Origin of the sequence: Rhodococcus wratislaviensis (genome assembly GCF_900455735.1) — a bacterium.
In the GTDB taxonomy this organism is placed as follows: Bacteria; Actinomycetota; Actinomycetes; order Mycobacteriales; family Mycobacteriaceae; genus Rhodococcus_F; species Rhodococcus_F wratislaviensis.
This window is the reverse complement of record NZ_UAUI01000011.1, coordinates 577328-594010: the sequence shown is the minus strand read 5'-3', so window position 1 is coordinate 594010 and position 16683 is coordinate 577328. Positions and strand designations below refer to the sequence as shown.

The 16683-nt window shown below is 68.2% G+C and carries 17 protein-coding genes; 6 read left to right on the top strand and 11 right to left on the bottom strand.

The features are described 5' to 3' along the window. Positions 1–70 precede the first annotated feature (70 nt). Positions 71–736 (bottom strand): fasciclin domain-containing protein, encoded by a 666-nt coding sequence (locus DTA22_RS16440; protein WP_112300126.1) that lies wholly within the window; start codon positions 734–736, stop codon positions 71–73. Between the two features lie 207 nt (positions 737–943). Between DTA22_RS16440 and DTA22_RS16435 the strand changes: the two genes are divergently transcribed. Then, positions 944–1543: a lipocalin family protein gene (locus DTA22_RS16435; protein ID WP_112300383.1), complete on the top strand. Its 600-nt coding sequence runs from the start codon at positions 944–946 to the stop codon at positions 1541–1543. Here DTA22_RS16435 and DTA22_RS16430 read toward each other — a convergent pair. Beyond that, positions 1522–3003 carry an SDR family oxidoreductase gene (locus DTA22_RS16430; RefSeq protein ID WP_112300125.1) on the bottom strand — a complete coding sequence of 494 codons (1482 nt, stop codon included), beginning with the start codon at positions 3001–3003 and terminating at the stop codon, positions 1522–1524. The genes DTA22_RS16435 and DTA22_RS16430 overlap by 22 nt on opposite strands. A gap of 59 nt (positions 3004–3062) precedes the next feature. Between DTA22_RS16430 and DTA22_RS16425 the strand changes: the two genes are divergently transcribed. Then, positions 3063–4409 carry a TIGR01777 family oxidoreductase gene (locus tag DTA22_RS16425; protein WP_037226059.1) on the top strand — a complete coding sequence of 449 codons (1347 nt, stop codon included), beginning with the start codon at positions 3063–3065 and terminating at the stop codon, positions 4407–4409. On the opposite strand, the gene DTA22_RS16420 is transcribed toward DTA22_RS16425, so the two are convergent. Together DTA22_RS16420 and DTA22_RS16415 are read right to left on the bottom strand one after the other, a co-directional pair. After that, positions 4406–4762, bottom strand: a complete 357-nt coding sequence (locus DTA22_RS16420) for an MmcQ/YjbR family DNA-binding protein (protein ID WP_037226057.1) — start codon at positions 4760–4762, stop codon at positions 4406–4408. The genes DTA22_RS16425 and DTA22_RS16420 overlap by 4 nt on opposite strands. 77 nt (positions 4763–4839) lie before the next feature. After that, entirely contained in the window at positions 4840–5955 is a 1116-nt protein-coding gene (locus tag DTA22_RS16415; protein ID WP_112300124.1) for an acyl-CoA dehydrogenase family protein, read from the bottom strand. 168 nt (positions 5956–6123) lie between these two features. Here DTA22_RS16415 and DTA22_RS16410 point away from each other — a divergent pair, with 168 nt between their 5' ends. Genes DTA22_RS16410 through DTA22_RS16400 form a run of 3 tightly spaced genes read left to right on the top strand, consistent with a single transcriptional unit; the run spans position 6124 to position 9366 of the window. Continuing rightward, positions 6124–7356 carry an aminotransferase class I/II-fold pyridoxal phosphate-dependent enzyme gene (locus tag DTA22_RS16410; RefSeq protein WP_112300382.1) on the top strand — a complete coding sequence of 411 codons (1233 nt, stop codon included), beginning with the start codon at positions 6124–6126 and terminating at the stop codon, positions 7354–7356. After that, positions 7356–8903: an NAD-dependent epimerase/dehydratase family protein gene (locus tag DTA22_RS16405; RefSeq protein ID WP_112300123.1), complete on the top strand. Its 1548-nt coding sequence runs from the start codon at positions 7356–7358 to the stop codon at positions 8901–8903. The genes DTA22_RS16410 and DTA22_RS16405 overlap by 1 nt, the downstream gene beginning before the upstream one ends. A gap of 43 nt (positions 8904–8946) precedes the next feature. Further along, on the top strand, positions 8947–9366 hold the full coding sequence (locus DTA22_RS16400) for a carboxymuconolactone decarboxylase family protein (RefSeq protein ID WP_112300122.1): 420 nt from the start codon (positions 8947–8949) through the stop codon (positions 9364–9366). A gap of 16 nt (positions 9367–9382) precedes the next feature. Here the strand turns inward: DTA22_RS16400 and aztD are convergent, their stop codons facing one another. From aztD to aztB, 4 genes are all read right to left on the bottom strand, one after another. Continuing rightward, on the bottom strand, positions 9383–10537 hold the full coding sequence (gene aztD, locus DTA22_RS16395; RefSeq protein WP_112300121.1) for a zinc metallochaperone AztD: 1155 nt from the start codon (positions 10535–10537) through the stop codon (positions 9383–9385). 75 nt (positions 10538–10612) lie between these two features. Continuing rightward, positions 10613–11524 (bottom strand): zinc ABC transporter substrate-binding protein AztC, encoded by a 912-nt coding sequence (gene aztC / locus DTA22_RS16390; protein WP_112300120.1) that lies wholly within the window; start codon positions 11522–11524, stop codon positions 10613–10615. Between the two features lie 5 nt (positions 11525–11529). Beyond that, entirely contained in the window at positions 11530–12804 is a 1275-nt protein-coding gene (locus tag DTA22_RS16385; protein ID WP_112300119.1) for an ABC transporter, read from the bottom strand. Positions 12805–12817: 13 nt separating this feature from the next. Then, positions 12818–13672: a zinc ABC transporter permease AztB gene (aztB, locus tag DTA22_RS16380; RefSeq protein WP_112300118.1), complete on the bottom strand. Its 855-nt coding sequence runs from the start codon at positions 13670–13672 to the stop codon at positions 12818–12820. 18 nt (positions 13673–13690) lie between these two features. Between aztB and aztA the strand changes: the two genes are divergently transcribed. Next, positions 13691–14326 carry a zinc ABC transporter ATP-binding protein AztA gene (gene aztA / locus DTA22_RS16375; RefSeq protein ID WP_037226044.1) on the top strand — a complete coding sequence of 212 codons (636 nt, stop codon included), beginning with the start codon at positions 13691–13693 and terminating at the stop codon, positions 14324–14326. Here the strand turns inward: aztA and DTA22_RS16370 are convergent. The 3 genes from DTA22_RS16370 to DTA22_RS16360 form a co-directional block, all read right to left on the bottom strand. Continuing rightward, positions 14307–14699, bottom strand: coding sequence for a VOC family protein (locus DTA22_RS16370; RefSeq protein WP_112300380.1), 393 nt, complete (start codon positions 14697–14699; stop codon positions 14307–14309). The two genes, aztA and DTA22_RS16370, sit on opposite strands and share 20 nt — an antisense overlap. Positions 14700–14725: 26 nt before the next feature. Continuing rightward, entirely contained in the window at positions 14726–15202 is a 477-nt protein-coding gene (locus tag DTA22_RS16365) for a VOC family protein (protein WP_112300117.1), read from the bottom strand. Positions 15203–15293: 91 nt separating this feature from the next. After that, positions 15294–16571 (bottom strand): MFS transporter, encoded by a 1278-nt coding sequence (locus tag DTA22_RS16360; protein WP_112300116.1) that lies wholly within the window; start codon positions 16569–16571, stop codon positions 15294–15296. Between the last annotated feature and the right edge of the window lie 112 nt (positions 16572–16683).

The following is a 16683-nucleotide window of genomic DNA, read 5'->3' as shown; positions in this document are numbered from 1 at the left end:
CGCGAGAGCCCGGCGGCATCGGTGTGGGACCGATGCCGCCGGGCGCGGGAGAACTGTGAGAGGAGGGTGCTTACTGGGGCATCAGAACGGAGTCGACCAGGTACACCGTGGCGTTGGCGGTCTGGACGCCACCGCAGATGACGCCGGCGTCGTTGACCTTCAGGTTGTCGCCCGAACCGGTGACGGTGACCGTGCCACCCTCGACGGTCGTGTGCTGGCCGTCGATGTCACTCGGCGCGATCTGGCCGGGGACCACGTGGTACGTCAGGACCTTGGTGAGCAGCGCCGGGTCGGTCTTGAGGGTCTCGATGGTGGCCGGGTCGACCTTCGCGAACGCGGCATCCACCGGCGCGAACACCGTGAACTGTCCGCTGTTCAGCGTGTCCACCAGGTTGACCTGCGGGTTGAGCTGACCGGATACGGCGGCGGTGAGGGTGGTGAGCAGCGGGTTGTTGGACGCGGCCGTCGCGACCGGATCCTGCGCCATGCCGCTGACCGAACCGGCGCCGTCCGGCACCGTCTTCGCGTACTCGGCGCAGCCCGGACCGACCAGGTTTGCGGCGGGATCGGCCATGGCGGACGAGGTCATCGAACCGGACGACATCGACTCGGACGTCATCGCCTCCGAGGCCGAGCCGCTGCTCGACGAGTCGCTGTCGTCCGACGAACACGCTGCGCCCAGCAGGACGAGGGACGTGCTCGCTGCGACTGCCAGAACTCGTGTGGTGATGTTCATGGGTTATTGCCTCTCTCCGGTGTGGGTGCGGATGAGCACCATCGACAGGCATTCGGAGCGGTCTCCCGAACGGATGGGTCGAAGGTTTTCGCGGATCGACCCATCCGATCCGGGAGAGGCGTCGAATGCCCCGAGAGAGGGTGCTGCGCAGGCCCTCTGTTCAGGCTGCCCGTTTCGTCGACGCAAGAGATCGTGAAAGGACTCGAGATGACACTCTCGAAGGCACGTGGATTCGCCGCAGGACTGCTGACCGTCGCTGCGGCCGTGGTGCTGGCGAACCCGGCACAGGCTCAGCCCGGTGCGCTCGCACCCGTCCCGTCCCTCGACGTCCAGAGGTACCTCGGCACGTGGTATCAGTTGGCCGCTGTGCCACAGCCGTTCAACCTGGACTGTGCGCGGGACACGAGGGCGACGTACGGGCTCGTCGACCCGTCGAACGTCAGCGTCGCCAACTCGTGCACCACCTGGTCGGGCGGAACGAACGGCATCAACGGCAATGCGCGTGTCACCGACCCGGTCACCAATGCGCAACTCCACGTGAGTTTCCCGGACGTGCCGTTTCAGAGTTCACTAGACGGTCCCACCAACTATGTGGTCACTTACATCGCCGACGACTACTCGTGGGCGCTCGTCGGTGACCCGGCACGGGCTTCGGGTTTCGTCCTGTCCCGCAACCCGGCGGTCGACGACGCGGGATGGACGCAGATCCGGCAGGTGGTGGAATCGCGTGGCTACAACTCGTGCCTGTTGCTGACGTCCCCGACCACCGGTGGCCGAGAAGGAATTCAGCCGCTCTGCACGGTCTGACGGGCCGCGGAGCCGGTGATGTTCTCCATCATGCCTTTGAAGATGATTCCGTGGAACGGCATGATGGAGTACCAATACAGCCGTCCGGCGAGGCCTTTCGGGAAGAAGATGGCCCGCTGATCGAGTCGGGACCGGTCGGGATCCACACTGTGGACGCGCCATTCGAGCCACGCCCCGCCCGGTGCCCGCATCTCGGCGCGCAGTCGTAGCAGCGACCCCCGGTCGATGCGTTCGACCCGCCAGAAATCCAGGGGGTCGCCGGTGTTGAGCTGTTTCGGGTTCCGGCGTCCACGGGTGAGTCCGACACCGCCGACCACGCGGTCGAGCCAGCCGCGCACCGACCACGCGAGTGGGAACGAGTACCAGCCGTTTTCCCCGCCGATGCTCTCGACGACGCTCCACAGCGTTCCGGCGTTCGCGTCGCAGTCCTTGGTGCGTTCGTCGGTGTAGACGACCTCACCGGCCCAATCGGGATCGGACGGGAGCGGATCGGACGGGGCGCCGACCGGGGACGCACTGGCCCATGTCGTCTCCACCTCGCCGTTGTCGATGCGCCGCAACGCCAATCGCACGGCATCCCGGTACGTGGTCAGGCCTGCCTTCGGCGGCGGGATGACATCGTCGATGTCGTGCTCGGAGGCGACCGCGTCGTTCTGCAGCGATTCGATCAGGGCCCGCCCGAGCGAGCGGGGGATCGGGGTGACCAGACCGATCCACAGACCGGCGAGCTTCGGGGTCAGCACAGGGAGGACGAGGATGCGACGCTGACGCAGACCGGCGACCTCGGCGTACGTCTGCATCATCTCGCCGTAGCGGATGACGTCGGGGCCGCCGATGTCGAAGGTGCGGCTGCGCGGCAACGGTGCCTCGGCCGCGGCGACGAGGTAGTGCAGAACGTCGCGGACGGCGATCGGCTGGATCCTGTTGTTCACCCACCGCGGGGTGGTCATCACGGGGAGCCGGTTGGTGAGGTGGCGGATCATCTCGAACGACGCCGAACCGGAGCCGATGACCACCCCGGCCTGCAGAACCATTGTGGGAACACCGGAGTCGACGAGGATCTGCCCCACCTGGGTGCGGGAGCGCAGGTGCGGCGAAAGGTCGACCGAGTCGGGATGCAGTCCGCCGAGGTAGACGATCCGGCCGACACCGGACGTGCGGGCGGCCTCGGCCACGTTCTCCGCGCTGACGCGTTCGGCCTCCTCGAACTCGTCCGACCCGCCCATCGAATGCACGAGGTAGTAGACGACGTCCACGTCCGTGAAAGCGGCAGAAAGGGATTCGGGATCGCTCAGGTCGCCGCGAGCGATCTCGACGTCGGACGCCCAGGGAACGTCGGTGAGCTTTTCGGGTGAACGCACCAGCACCCGCACCCGGTAGCCGGCTTCCGCGAGCCGGGGTGCGAGGCGTCCGCCGATGTATCCGGTGGCGCCGGTGACCAGTACACGTAACTGTGTCATTCCCACACGCTACTCGTCGTTGTCACCGCCTCGCCCGCTGTGGCGACTAAGGTCGGGTCATGGGCATCGTGCATTCGAGTGTGGTCGAGGCCTCGCGGGACGAGTTGTTCGCCTGGCACACGAGGGCCGGGGCGTTCACCCGGCTGTCACCACCCTGGCAGCCACTGAGTCTCGCGAAGGAATCCGAGTCTCTGGAATCGGGTCGTGCCGAACTGCGCCTGCCCGGCGGCCTGACGTGGATCGCGCAGCACGACGCGAAGGAGTACGACCCTCCGCACCGGTTCGTCGACTATTCGGCTGCCCTGCCGCTGCGACTGCTGGTGCCGTGGCGGCACACGCACACGTTCGACGTCGTGTCAGAGGGCCGGACCCGGGTCACCGACCGGGTCGACACCATCGTGCCCGGCCACTTCCTCCGATCGACGTTCGTCTACCGCCATCGCCAGCTCGCCGACGACATGGACCGGCACCACTGGGCGTCCACCCTCCTGCCGGGTCCCCTCACCGTCGCGGTGACGGGGAGCTCCGGTCTCGTCGGCTCCGCCCTCACCGCGTTCCTGAGCACCGGCGGGCACCGGGTGGTTCGCTTAGTGCGCCGCGCTCCCAGCACACCCGACGAGCGGCGCTGGAACCCCGACGCTCCTGCCGCGGACCTGCTCGACGGAGTCGACGCCGTGATTCACCTCGCCGGCGCATCCATCGCGGGACGGTTCACCGACGGTCATCGCCGGGCGATCAGGGACAGTCGCATCGAGCCCACCCGAAGGCTGGCGGAAGTCGCCGCAGCGTCCGGGCAGGGACCGAAGATCTTCGTCGGTGCGTCGGCGATCGGGTACTACGGCCCCGACCGGGGCGACGAGGTGCTCCACGAGCAGGACCCGCGGGGCGACGGCTTCCTCGCCGATGTCGTGGCGGACTGGGAGGACGCAGCGAAGCCGGCCGCCGACGCAGGACTGCGGGTGGTCCACGTCCGCACGGGGATCGTCCAGTCGCCGAGCGGCGGCGTTCTGCGCCTGCAACGGCCGCTGTTCGAGGTCGGACTCGGAGGTCGTCTCGGTGCCGGAACGCAGTGGTTGTCGTGGATCGACATCGACGATCTGATCGACGTCTACCACCGCGCCGTCGTCGATGCGGGGTTGAGCGGTCCGGTCAACGCGGTGGCGCCGAACCCGGTTCGCAACGAGGAGTACACCGCAGTCCTGGCGTCGGTGCTGCACCGGCCGGCGTTCCTCCCGGTCCCCGATTTCGGCCCGAAGCTCCTGCTCGGCGAGCAGGGCGCGCGCGAACTCGCCCTCGCCGATCAGCGCGTCACCCCGGGCAAGCTCCTCGACCGCGGTCACCGGTTCCGGCGCCCCGACCTCGACACGGCGCTGCGCCACCAGCTCGGGCGGTTCACGACGGACTAGGGGTGCCCCCCGGCGTCGTACGCCGCCACGACGCGCTTCGGGGCGGTGAGACGCCACGCCTCCTCGACGAGTTCGGCCAGTTCGTCGGTGTCGACACGGTCGAGGACGACGTCGATCCAGCCCCACCGGCCGAAGAACGGCGCGACCAGGAAGACGTCGGGATCCTCCTGCAGCAGAGCCGCCTGCGTTTCCTTCGTCGCTTTGAGGCACACGGTGGGGGCGCCGTACCCGACGAGACCGAACATCTTCTTGCGCACGCGGAAGGTCGGCTGATCACCCCAGTTGGCGATCACGACCTCGTGCGCCTCCGGCAACGCCAGCATCATCGCGCGCACGTCGTGTTCGGTGGGCATCACAGCTCCTGGTCGGGCGGTCGGTGGTCCGGGGACCTTTATATCCCCGGCCACCGACAGCCCGGACCGCGGCGGGGTCAGACGAAGGCGAACTCGTCTCCGGCGTGGAACTTGGCGAGCGATTCGGAGACCGAACGCCGTGACGGCGGGTGGAAGGCGAATGCGTGGACGGCGGCGGCGAGGTAGCCGATATCGGAGGACGTGATGAACGCGATCCCGCCGAGCGACTCGACGGCCGCCGCGGACGCGCGGACGAGTGCGTCGCGAATCGCAATGCGCGAGAACAACAGCCGAACCGAGATGTCTTGTCCGCGTTCGCCTTCGTCGACGGCGCGGGCGATGTTCTCGATCGCGGCCATCGCGTTCTCCACGTCGGCGGCGGCGCGCACGTAACCCTCGTAGTCGTCCTTGCCTGCCGCCAGTAGCCGCTCGAGCAGAGCGCTGGCCGCGCCCAGGTAATTCGCGGTGACGAGCATGCCGAACCACAGGTACCCGGTCATCTCGTGTCGGCCGTCGGGGTCGTCGGCGCCGTTGAGGAGGACGAGGTCGGCGGGCACCTCGACGTCCTCGAGGTGCACCTCGTCGCTCTCGGCTCCCGCGAGGATCCAGCTCTCCCAGAACGGGCGCACCGAAATGCCCGGCGTGCCGGCGGGGATCAGCGCGATCGCCCGCTCACCGGTGTCGACCTCCACGCTGGCGGTGAGCAGGTCCATCGAACTCGACAGACTGCACGGCTTCTTGCTGCCGTTGACGAGGTAGCTCGACCCGGTCCTGGTGGCGGTCATCGTGGGGATGAAGACGTTGCCGCCGGTGACGCCCTCGGAGAAGCCGGAGGCGACGACGGCGCGTTGTTCCACGAGGCTCGTGATCAGCGCGCGGTCCTCGTCCGTGCCCTCCTGCGCGAACTCGTTGAGGGTGGCGAGCGACAGATGGTGCATGGTGGTGGCGGCGCCGAGAGACGGCGACCTGCTCCCGATCGCCCGTTGGACCCGCACGGAGTCCAGGGCGGAGGCGCCCAGCCCGCCGGACTCCTTCGGAATGGTCAGAGCGGTACCGCCCGCGTCCCGGAAGCGCCCGATCGTCCCGCTGTCCCGGCCCTCCAGCGTCAGCAGTGGTGTCTCGTCCAGGTAGGTGGCGAGGTCGGGCAGATACGACTTCAGCGCTGCGTGTTCACGGGCCATCAATGCGGTCATGACACTCCTCGAATGTGTTCGCGGAAATTCCGGATCTCCAGGGAGATCCATAGGGATATTCGGAGTGAGGAGTAATCCGGTTTGGTCGGTGCCACCAAACCGCATCCGCGGCCGCTCCGAATCGACGGAGAAATTCCGATCATGCACACCGCGAGGAGATTGGTATCGATGGCTGCGAACAGATTGATCCAGAGGCTGGCTGGCGACGACCGGGTAGATCTGCTCCGGGCAGTTCGTGAGTCCGATGTGAGTCCGTACTTCCGGGTGATGGAGTCCGCCACCGCGCCCATCGTCCAGGTGGAGGGCGCCGACCGGATCATGCTCGGTTCCAACAACTATCTCGGGCTGGCCGATCACCCCGCCATCCGTCAGGGAGCGCAGGACGCCCTCGATACGTTCGGCGGCGCGATCACCGGAAGCCGCCTCCTGAACGGCACCATGGACCTGCACCTCGACCTCGAATCGGAAATCGCCGAATGGCACGGCACCGAGGACGCCATGGTCTTCACCACCGGCTATCAAACGAATCTCGGCACCATCAGTGCCGTCGTCGGCGTGGGCGACGTCGTCGCGGTCGACTCTGCCGCCCACGCGTCGATTCGAGACGGATGTGCTCTGTCCGGTGCGACGATCCGCAAATTCCGTCACAACGACGTCGCCGACCTGGAGAGCATTCTCGGGGACACCGCAGACGGGGACGGCGCGGTGCTGGTGATCGTGGACGGGTTGTATTCGATGGAGGGCGATCTCGCCCCACTCGGCGCGGTCTCCGAACTCTGCGACCGCTACGGTGCGGCCCTGATGGTGGACGAGGCGCACAGTCTCGGTATCTTCGGCAAGCAGAGGACCGGCGCCGCCGAACTGCTCGGCATCGACGGCGACACCGACATCCGGATGGCCTCGCTGTCCAAGAGTCCCAGCTCCACAGGAGGATTCATCGCGGGGTCCCGTGACCTGCTCGACTCGCTGCGGGTGAATGCCCGTGCCTTCCTGTTCACGACGTCCGGTGTTCCCGCCGCGGTGGGGGCGTCCCTCGCCGCGGTGCGACTGATCCGCAGCGAGGAGGGGGAACAGCGCGCACGACGCGCGCTGGACAACGCCGCGGTCCTGCGGTCCGGACTGGCGGACAACGGACTCGACGTGGGTGCGTTGTCGCCCCTGCCCGGCGGTGGTGAGACCGTGACGCCCATCGTGTCCGTCCACGTCGGCGACGACCTCGAGGCGATGAACCTCTGGCGCGCCCTGTTCGACAGGGGTGTGTTCACCAGTGCGGCACTCTATCCCGCCGTTCCCCGCTCGGGGGCGATGCTCCGGCTGTGCGTCATGGCCACCCACACGGACACACAGTTGCGGCGGGCGGTCGACGTGATCTCCGAGACCGTCAGGGAGGCCGCGGCGTGATGAAGGTGGCCGTCACCGGCGCGACGAGCGACTTCGGCGCCGCGATCCTGCCTGTGCTGCTGGCGGATCCGGACATCGACACGGTGATCGGGCTCGCCAGGCGGGAACTGCCGATCGAACATCCGAAACTCGAGTCCGTCCGGATGGACATTCGTGATCCGGGCATCGAGGAGGTGTTCCGTGGCTGCGAGGCCGTGGTCCACCTGGCGTTCGTGGTGGAGGAGATCCGGGACAAGGCGGAGACCCACGACATCAACCTGAGGGGTTCCCGCAACGTCATCGACTCCGCTTACCGGGCAGGCGTGCTGCGCGTCGTGATCGCGTCGAGCATCAACGCGTACGGCCCCGAGCTGCGTCCGAAGCCGGTGAACGAAGACGTCTATCCCGCAGGCGATCCCGACCGATACTATTTCCACGACAAGGCCGAGGTCGAGCATTACGCCGAGTGGTGGCTGCGCCGCCACCCGGGGGAGATGGCGATCTCGATGCTGCGGCCCACCTACATCATCGGACCGGACTTCTCCAACGACGGCATCGACCAGCTCACCGGCCCGGTCGGGGCCTTTCCGCGGGCCGACGACGCCGCGTATCAATTCCTGCACCAGCGGGACATGGCGGATGCGTTTCACCGCGCCGCGAAGCAGGACCTGGTGGGCCCGTTCAACCTCGGACCGCGGGACTGGGTGGGTGTCCGCGACCTCGCGGCGATGCAGGGACAGCGGATGTTCGACGTGCCCGAACGCCCGGCGGTCGTGGCGGCGAACGTCGCGTTCCGGCTCGGACTCACCGCGTTCTCCGGCCAGTGGGTGACCGCGGGGGAGACCGTCGTCGATTCGACGCGCCTGACCGAGGCGACCGGCTGGGCGCCGACGCTGACGGCCCGGGAATCGGCGGCCGTCATGGTCCTGCTACAGGGGAAACCCCTGCTGCGCAGGGAAGATGCCCTGGAACGCCGCATCGCCTGCGAGGCGGCGCTGGAGCCGGCATCCGAATTCGTCGGCGTCGACGGCCGCGGGATCGAGCACGTCCAGATTCCCGCGGCGACCGGGGCCGTGCACGCCGAGGTTCACGCGGCGCGGTCGGGCGGCTCAGCCACCGTGGAGTCGGGTGGCTCAGCCACCGTGGTCCTGCCGGCACCACCCGGACTCCACGCGCGGTACCTCACCCCCTTCGCCGCGGAACTGGCGGAGAACGGCGTCGACGTCGTCGTCGTGGACCTCCCCGGACACGGGTTGAGCACGGGGAAGCGAGGTCGTGCGACGGCGGCCGGGGTGAACGACGCCCTGGCGGTTGCCCTCGGCTACGCCCGGATCCGGTTCGGTGCCACTCCGCTGGTGGTGAGGGTCGGCGACGCGACCGAGCGCGTGTCGCGGCCGGGACGATGGCGATCGAAGATTTCCCGCTCGCGGACCCAGATGTCGGTCAACCCGGCCGACGGACTGCTCCCGCGGCGGCTGCGGTACGAGGGTGGGCTGGAGGATGTCCCGCACGCCTACTCCGTCCGCGACGTCGTCTCCCTCACCCGCGCCGATCGCGTCGACTCGTAGAGTGACTCTCGAACACGTAGGCGCTGTGAACAGGAGTGAACCCATGACCAGTGAAGAACCCGGGAAGCGGAGTCCGGCCGTCGAGGCGGGGCTGACGGTGCGGCGTGAGGTGATGGGCGCCGACTTCGTCGAGCGGGCGCTCACTCGCACAGCGGGGACCGACAGTGAGCAGCTGCAGGAGTTCGTCACCGAGCACGTCTGGGACGCCGTGTGGAACCGGCCGGGGCTGGATCGGCGCAGCCGCAGCCTCCTCAACCTCGGCATGCTCATCGCGCTGCGCGCGCACGGTGAGCTGAAGGGTCACGTGCGGGGTGCCCTGCGCAACGGTCTGACCCGCACCGAGGTCGTCGAAGCGGTGATCCACGCGAGCGCCTACTGCGGCGCCCCCGCCGGGTTGTCGGCGATGGCGGTGGTGCAGGAGGCGCTCGACGCGGAACTGGGACCGCTCAAATCCGAAGACTGACGCTGCGATACGCGAATCAGCGGGCGACGCCGGTGATCTCGTTCGGGGTCTCCGGCAGGTCGGCCTGCCCGGACACTGCCCAGGTGTCGAGGTCGATCGTGTGGATCTTCTTGTTCGCGGGGTCGGTCACGTAGGCGGTGTGGTCCTGCACGTACAGCGCGGGCCTCGGCGACTGCCACTTGTCCGGCTCGGTCCACGGATCGATGACGTCGACGGTGCGGCTCACCGCCTTGCTGTTCGGGTCGATCACGTGCACGGCGCCGTCGGTGCCGAGGACGAGGGCCTCACCGTGCGGGGCTCGCCCGAGCGAGCGGAACGTGTAGCTGGTGCCCAGGTCGACGAGGGTGAGTTGTCCGGTGGCGGTGTCGGTGAGCGAGACTCGTTCGGGGCGTTCGAGTTCGGCGTCGGGATCGGTCTTGTAATCGCCCAGGATTATCGGTGAATCCTCGTCGCCGGCCTGGTTTCCGATTCGCCCGTAGGGGTCCGGGCTGGTGACCTTGGTGATGACGCCGTCCCGGTAGATCAGCAGGCCGTTCTGGCATCCCACGACCACCGTCTCGCCGGCGGCGACGGCCTCACCGTGCACGCCGGGGCAGTCCTCGTTGCGCACGATCTCCTTGCGGTCGCGGTCGAGTACGACGATGCCGGTGCGTTCGTCCTCGTTGCCGACCGTGGTGAGCAGGCTGCCGTCCGAGAGTTCCACGGCCACTCCGTGATGCGCCTCCGGCGTCGTGAACTCGGTGGTGTCGGGTGTGCCGTCGGAGAGTTCGGCCGGATCGAACACGCGCACGAGTCCGGTGCCGTCGTCGAACAACACGGTCTTGCCGTCGTGCCGGACCACGTGGCCGGGCGTCTTCGCCTCGAACGTGACGTCGGTGAGGGCGGGTTCGGCGGTGTCGAGGGCGGTGAAGCTGTTTCCGGTGCTGACCAGCACGTGCCGGTCGTCGCCTGCGGGGTTGAGCCGGGTGAATCCGTCCACCTCGGCCGAACCGACCACGTCGAGGCTCTGCGCGTCGAGAACCAGCACACCGCCGTCGTAGCTGAGTGCCAGCCGCGGTGTGGCCGAGTCGGTGGTGGTCGCTTCGGCCGTGCCGGAGTCGGTGGAGCAGGACGTGAGCAGTGTCGCCGAGAGTGCCACGGCGGCAACGGCGGTGGGGAGAGGTCTACGCATAAGGGTCACTCAGGAGAATTAACTCTTATTGCAAACGGTTGTCAAAGTCGGAAATGTGCATATGTGAATGCGTCGCTACGTCAGCCCCTCCGCGATCGCCAGGGAATTCGAATCCATCATCTCGATGTACGTGCCCGCGCCCGAGCCGATCTCGCCCAGCGATTCCGTGAACAGCGAGACGACGTCGACGGGAACACCGGCCTCCGAGGCCAAGACCTGCGCGAGCCGATCGGGCTGGGAGGAGTCGACGAAGATCGCGGGAACCCGCGCCGCAGTGATCGTCGCGGCGAGGTCCGAGAGGTCCGACGCGCTGGGCGACGCCAGGGTCGTCCCGCTGGGAATCACCGCCCCCACGGTGTCGAAGCCGAAACGTTGGGCCAGATAACCGAAGACGTGATGATTGGTCACCAGCTTTCGCCGATCTGCGGGGACGGTCGCGAATCTGTCCGTCATCCGGGCGGTGAGTTCCCCGAGTTGCCGGGCGTAGCCGTCCGAGTTCGTGCGGACGGCTCCCGCGTCGATCTCCGGCACGTGGTCGATCACCGCGTCGCGGATCAGTGCAACAGCCTCGCGTACCCGGTCCGGATCGGTCCAGATGTGCGGATCCAGGGTGCCCGTGGACTTTCCGGAACGGTACTCGATCGGCCGCACGGCCTCACCGACGTGCAGGATCGGGACGCCCTCGGAGCGTGCGGTGTCGACGGTTTTGCCGATTCCCTCCTCGAGTCCGAGACCGTTCGAGACGAGCAGGTCGGCACGCTCCACCCGCGCGGCGTCCGATGCGGAGATCTCGAACGAATGGGGATCGGCGCCTCTCGGCATCAGCACCATCACGTCGGCCTGGTCGCCGACGACGTTCTGCACCACATCACCCAGAATGTTCGTGGTCACGACCACGACCGGTCCGTCGGAGGCGCCCGGGGAGCACGCCGTCACGGACAGCGTCGTGAGTGCGGCCAGCAGGGCCGCCGGCAGCAGGCGCCGCATCCCGCTCACAGCCCGACCACGCCGAGGGTGGACGCGGCGACCCCGACATCGAGAGTGCGCGCGACCCGCGCATCGTCCCGGAAGTCGATCTCGGTCACCGTCTTCGACGCGGGATCCGAGACGTACGCGCGGGTGCCGCCGACGACGACGGCAGGCGGAGTCGCCGACTCGTCGCTCCAGTCGTAGGGGGCGGCCAGGACGTGCGAGGAAGCGGTCTCCGCGCCGGACGCCGTGTCGTACACGCGGAAGGTGCCGTCCGCGAGGACCGCGAACACGGTGCGGCCGTCGCCCGACAGCGCGACATCCAGCGCGCGATCCGCGGTCCGGACGTGCGTCCACCCGCGGGTGCGGGCATCGAAGACCAGCACCCCGTCATTGGTGGCGGTGGGTCCGGCGGCGGCGACCTGGATCGGCAGGCCGTCGTGTCCGCGGAACGACATGGGTCGGGTGGCGGCGCCGATGCCTGCCGGGTACGGAATCTTCTCCGACGTCCACGCGCCGGCGGCGGTGGTCGCGAGGAACAGTCCGTCGTCGCACGCGGCCAGTGCGTCCGTGTCGGACACCGCCGTGCCGTGCATGTTCGGGCAGGCGGTGTCGAAGCCATGCTCGACCTCCCCGTCCGCGGTGTGGACCTCGAACGTGCCGGGGCGGGAATCGGTTCCGTTCGTGGCCGAGTGCGACACCACGAAACCGTCGGCGATCGGCAGGGCAACGCCGTGGTGCGGTGCGTCGGCGTCCACGACGGCGCCGACGTCGATGCTGTCCTTGCGGAGCGCGGCGAAATCGATCACGCGGGCGACGCCGTCGCCGTCGAAAAACGTCGCCACCTTGTCGTCACCTTCGATGACGTGCGCCGGCGTGCCGCCCTCGAGGACGCCGAGTTCGACCGGTGGCTTGGTGTACGAGTGGGTGTGGTCACCGTGGTCGATGGTCCAGGAACCGGCGTCCACCACATGCACCGCGCCGCCCGCGCCGTCCACGGCGAACGCGTAGCGGTCCTTCACCGTCGTCACCCGCGCCGGGTTGTCGAACTCGAACGAATGGAGAGTCTCGGCGGTCGCAAGGTCGAGCACGTCCACGCGGCCGGAATCGGCATCCGACACGACGAGCCGGGGTTCGGGCCCCTCGATCTCGGTGGATCCGGCCTCGGCGGCAAGGTCGCTACCCGGTTGGCTCCGGCTGTCGGGGGACGCGGCCTCCTCCTGTGGAGATGCGCAGCCGCCGAGGGTCAGCGCGGCGACCGCGGCAATTGCTGCGCGGGCGAGGGTCGTGTTCGGCATTGAGGGTCTCCATCTATCGAACGGGTATCGGGGTCGGCAAGAGGGCAGGCCGAAGTCGTCGCGCCGCCGACCGGGCCAGGGCCGCGACGAAGAACTGGAGCACGGCGATTCCGGCGATCGTCGCGCCCGCGGCGGTGTCGGCATTCCACGACACGATCAGCCCGGCGAAGGTGGCGGACCAGCCGAGGAGCACGGCAATCGCCATCGTCGCGCCGATCGACCTGCCGAACAGCGCTGCGGTGGCGGACGGGGCGACGAGGAGGCCGAACACGAGCAGGGTGCCGACGATGCGGAACGAGGCGACCACTGCGAGGACCACCAGTGCGAGGAGCGCGAGGTGCGCCCACCGAGGCTGCAGACCCAGGGTGTGGGCCTTGCGTTCGTCGAAGACGAGGGCGACGAAGGGGCGGTACGCGATCACCGAGACGATCCCGGCGACCGCGGCCGCCGCCGCGAGCCAGATCAGGTCTTCCCGCGTCGCCGACAGGACGTCACCGAACAGGAAGGCGGTGAGATCGACCGCGAACGACCGTGCACGCGAGACGATCACGACACCCAGCGCGAGCATGCCGACGAACAGCAGGCCGATCCCGGTGTCCTCGGACAGGCGCGAATTCTTCGACACCCAGGCGACGCCGAGGATCATGACGACCGCACTCGCGGCCGCGCCGACGAGGAGGTTCGCGCCGGCGAGATAGGCGACGGCCACCCCGGGCAGCATCCCGTGTGAGATGGCCTCGCTCATGAAGGCCATGCCGCGCAACACGACCCACGTGCCCACCAGGCCGCAGAGGACGGACACCAGCATTCCCGCGAAGAGCGCGCGCCGGACGAAGGACACCATCAGGGGGTCGAGTAGCCACTGCACTCTGCTAATCTAACGATAATGATTGTCGTAAGCGAAATCGCGGTCCGGTACGGCCCGACCACGGCGTTGAACGGTGTGAGCGTGCGGCTCGCACCGGGCACCGTCACGGCCGTCGTGGGGCACAACGGTTCGGGGAAGTCGACGCTCCTGCAGTGCCTGGCCGGCATCGCGCGACCGACGGCGGGACGGATCGACGGCACGAAGGGGCTGGGCACGGCATATGTGCCGCAACGCAATGCGGTGAGCGATCAGCTCCCGCTGAGCGTGCGCGAGGTGGCGGCCATGGGAGCCTGGAACCGACGCGGATTGTGGCGACGGCTCACTCCCGGCGACCGTGCCGCCGTCGATACGGCGCTGGACAGGCTCGGTCTCGCGGACCTCGGCCGGCGGCGGATCGGCACCCTGTCGGGCGGGCAGCGTCAACGCGCCCTGCTCGCGCAGGCGCTCGTGCAACGCGGCGACTTACTGCTCCTCGACGAGCCCACCACCGGTCTCGACGCCGAAGCCCGCGCGGTGATCGGAAACGTCGTCTCCGAAGAGGCCGCGCGGGGTGCGATCGTCGTCGTGGCCACGCACGAATCCCGCGACGCGGAACGCGCCGACCAGGTGCTGGCCCTGTCGTCGGGGGTGCAGCTCACCCCACTTCGACGATGACGAGCTTGTTGCCGTCCGGGTCTCGGAAGTAGAACATCGGCGGCACGTAGTCGCCCATCCGCAGGACCTCCGCGTCCACGTCGACGCCGTTCGCCGACAGCGTCGCATGGTCGGCGTCAGCGTCCGAGGTGGTGAGGCGGATACCCGTCTCGACGCCCGCGGGGACGCCGTCACGGGTCGGCACGAGCGCGATCGACGTTGCCGATCCCGGTGGCGCCACCTCCACCCACCGCTGTCCGGGGCTGAACTCCGCATCCATGCGGCGTTCGAAACCGAGTGCGCCCACATAGAATTCGAGCGCCCGATCCTGATCGGTGACGGGGACCGCCACGGTGTGCACCCCGTTGATGTGGGTCTTGCCGTCCGAGCTCATGCCGTCCACCTTCTCGTCGGCAGGCGTCACGCCTGCTCGAACGCCTTCTCGAGTTCGGCGACGTCGAGTTTGCGCATCTTCAGCATGGCCTGCATCGCGCGCTGCGCCTTCTCGGTGTCCGGGTCGCGCATGAGTTCGTACAGCCGCTCGGGCACCACTTGCCAGGAGACGCCGAAACGGTCCTTGACCCAACCGCATTGGCTTTCCTCACCGCCGTCGCCGGTGAGGGCGTCCCAATACCGGTCCACTTCCGCCTGATCCTTGCACAGGATCTCGAATGAGATGGCCTCGTCGAACGTGAACTGCGGGCCCCCGTTGAGCGCGATGAACGGCTGCCCGTTGATCTCGAACGACACCGTCAACACTGCCCCCTCCGGACCGGGAGTGTTCGGACCGTAGTGGGTGACCTCCGTGATCCGCGAATTCGGAAACAGGGACGTGTAGAACTTCGCGGCCTCTTCGCCTTGGGTGTCGAACCAGAGGCAGGGAGTGATGGGTTTCATGGCGCAGTTCCTCTCGCAGGTCCTCGTCGATTCATCCTCGCCGATATAGACCGCGCCCATGCCCGAAACTCATCGGACGGCTGTCAGGAGTTCAGTGCACCGTCCGGGTGGACGAGATGGCGATCGCTCCGAGCAGCCCGACCAGGGCGAATGCGTAGAAGCCCCACGGGACCGCATAGCCCGCACCGAGCAGGACGCCGCCGAGGATCGGTCCGCAGATCGCGCCCACCCGGCCCACACCGGCCGACCAGCCGAGAGCGGTCGCACGGATCTGCGGCGGGTGGTTGGCGCTCGTGAACGCGTAGACGAGGACCTGTGCGCTGAACACGAAGCAGCCGGCGAGGAACACCAGCGCGTAGATGCCGAACGACACCTTGACGCTGAGCAGGGCGAGGAACACCGCGGCGCCCGCGAACCAGATGATGGCCGCCGTGCGCGGGCCGATCTTGTTGGCGACGCCGCCCGCGATCAGCAGTCCCACCACAGCGCCGGCGTTGAGGATCAGCAGGAACGTCAGTGACGCGCCGAGGTCGTAGCCCGCCTCGCGCATGATCGTCGGCAGCCACGTGTTGAGACCGTAAACGAGGAGCAGTCCCATGAACGAGGTGACCCAGATGGCGATGCTGTTGCGCAGGAACGGGCGCGAGAACAGGGCGCGCACCGGGTTGGCCGAGGCCGCGACGGGAGCGTCGGCGGCCGGTGCCGCCTCCAGTTCCAGGCCGTACTGCTTCGCGATGGCCTCGGCTTCGGCGCGCTTGCCGTGCGCCAGCAGGTACGACGGGGACTCGGGGAGGTACCGCAGCATCAGCGGAATCAGGACCACGGCGGGCAGGGCGCCGACGACGAACATCGAACGCCAGCCGAACGGTTCGATCAGGACGATCGCCAGCGCAGCGGTCGCGACGGCACCCACGTGGTAGCCGGTCATCAGCAGCGTCGACGCGGAGCCGCCGCCCTGCCTCTTCGAGAACTCGTTGACCAGGGCCAGCGCCGTCGGTAGTGCGCCGCCGAGCCCGACCCCCGCAAGGAAGCGGAACAGTCCGAAGAAGAACGGGTTGGGTGCCACCGCGCAGAGAAGCGTGAGAATGGAGAACGCCGCAACGGCGAACAGGAGTGCACGCCTGCGTCCGACGACGTCGGTGAGCGTGCCGATGACCAGCGCGCCGATCGTCATGCCGACCAGGCCGAATGTCGAGATGAACGTGATCGTTCCCGTGGTCAGACCCCAGTCCTCGTAGTCGAGGAGGGAAGGGATGACGGCGCCGAGGACGACCAGGTCGAAGCCGTCGAGCAGCACGGCTACCCAGCAGAGGGGCGCGACCCAGAGGGCGGTGGAGGCGCGGGCGGCGCTTCGTTGGGAAGTGGTCATGGTGTCCTCGACGTTCGACGGTGATGTGCGCGGACGTTCGCAATGCGAACCCTAGTTCTATACGCGCACTTATTGTGTGGCGCGCCATAGTTGCCTGTCAAACATCGGCTAC

Excerpts from the sequence above, each read along its gene's own strand:
- DTA22_RS16405 (WP_112300123.1), top strand. The coding sequence starts at position 7,356 with ATGAAGGTGGCCGTCACCGGCGCGACGAGCGACTTCGGCGCCGCGATC.
- DTA22_RS16420 (WP_037226057.1), bottom strand. The coding sequence starts at position 4,762 with ATGCCCACCGAACACGACGTGCGCGCGATGATGCTGGCGTTGCCGGAG.
- aztD (WP_112300121.1), bottom strand. The coding sequence starts at position 10,537 with ATGCGTAGACCTCTCCCCACCGCCGTTGCCGCCGTGGCACTCTCGGCG.
- DTA22_RS16415 (WP_112300124.1), bottom strand. The coding sequence starts at position 5,955 with ATGACCGCATTGATGGCCCGTGAACACGCAGCGCTGAAGTCGTATCTG.
- DTA22_RS16410 (WP_112300382.1), top strand. The coding sequence starts at position 6,124 with ATGGCTGCGAACAGATTGATCCAGAGGCTGGCTGGCGACGACCGGGTA.
- DTA22_RS16425 (WP_037226059.1), top strand. The coding sequence starts at position 3,063 with ATGGGCATCGTGCATTCGAGTGTGGTCGAGGCCTCGCGGGACGAGTTG.
- DTA22_RS16430 (WP_112300125.1), bottom strand. The coding sequence starts at position 3,003 with ATGACACAGTTACGTGTACTGGTCACCGGCGCCACCGGATACATCGGC.
- DTA22_RS16435 (WP_112300383.1), top strand. The coding sequence starts at position 944 with ATGACACTCTCGAAGGCACGTGGATTCGCCGCAGGACTGCTGACCGTC.
- aztC (WP_112300120.1), bottom strand. The coding sequence starts at position 11,524 with ATGCGGCGCCTGCTGCCGGCGGCCCTGCTGGCCGCACTCACGACGCTG.
- DTA22_RS16365 (WP_112300117.1), bottom strand. The coding sequence starts at position 15,202 with ATGAAACCCATCACTCCCTGCCTCTGGTTCGACACCCAAGGCGAAGAG.
- DTA22_RS16360 (WP_112300116.1), bottom strand. The coding sequence starts at position 16,571 with ATGACCACTTCCCAACGAAGCGCCGCCCGCGCCTCCACCGCCCTCTGG.
- aztA (WP_037226044.1), top strand. The coding sequence starts at position 13,691 with ATGATTGTCGTAAGCGAAATCGCGGTCCGGTACGGCCCGACCACGGCG.
- DTA22_RS16385 (WP_112300119.1), bottom strand. The coding sequence starts at position 12,804 with ATGCCGAACACGACCCTCGCCCGCGCAGCAATTGCCGCGGTCGCCGCG.
- DTA22_RS16370 (WP_112300380.1), bottom strand. The coding sequence starts at position 14,699 with ATGAGCTCGGACGGCAAGACCCACATCAACGGGGTGCACACCGTGGCG.
- DTA22_RS16400 (WP_112300122.1), top strand. The coding sequence starts at position 8,947 with ATGACCAGTGAAGAACCCGGGAAGCGGAGTCCGGCCGTCGAGGCGGGG.
- DTA22_RS16440 (WP_112300126.1), bottom strand. The coding sequence starts at position 736 with ATGAACATCACCACACGAGTTCTGGCAGTCGCAGCGAGCACGTCCCTC.